Consider the following 674-nt stretch of genomic DNA (forward strand, 5'->3'; position numbering starts at 1 on the left):
ACCGCCTCCACCTTCGCCACCCTGAACGACATGTACGGCAACCGGACGGTCTGCGGCATCGGGCGCGGCGATTCGGCGATGCGGGTGGCGGGCCGCAAGCCCAACACCCTGGCCCGGCTCGGCGAGGCGATGGGCGTCATCCGCGACCTCGCCGAGGGCCGCGAGGCCGACATCGACGGGCAGCGGCTGCGACTGCCCTGGGTGAAGGACGGAAAGCTGCCCGTCTGGATGGCGGCGTACGGGCCCAAGGCCCTCGCGCTCGCGGGGCAGAAGGCCGACGGCTTCATCCTCCAGCTCGCCGACCCGTTTCTCACCGAGTGGATGGTCAAGGCGGTCCGCAAGGCCGCCGCCGACGCGGGCCGCGACCCCGCCTCGATCACGATCTGCGTCGCCGCACCCGCCTACGTCGGCGACGACCTCGCGCACGCCCGCGAACAGTGCCGCTGGTTCGGCGGCATGGTCGGCAACCACGTCGCCGACCTGGTCTCCCGCTACGGCGAACACTCCGGCCTCGTCCCCGAGGCGCTCACCGCATACATCAAACAGCGCCAGGGCTACGACTACAGTCACCACGGCCGCACCGACAACCCCGACACCGCCTTCGTACCCGACGAGATCGTCGACCGCTTCTGCCTGCTCGGCCCGCCCCAGGCCCACATCGAGAAGCTGAAGGC

1 protein-coding gene is annotated in these 674 nt (G+C 71.1%); it reads left to right on the plus strand.

Annotated features, from left to right (window positions below):
* Window positions 1-674 (plus strand): TIGR03842 family LLM class F420-dependent oxidoreductase (locus ADK54_RS15290; RefSeq protein WP_053726178.1); only part of this gene is annotated, 674 nt, incomplete at both ends.

The sequence above is a fragment of the Streptomyces sp. WM6378 genome (genome assembly GCF_001279695.1).
Taxonomy (GTDB): Bacteria; Actinomycetota; Actinomycetes; order Streptomycetales; family Streptomycetaceae; genus Streptomyces.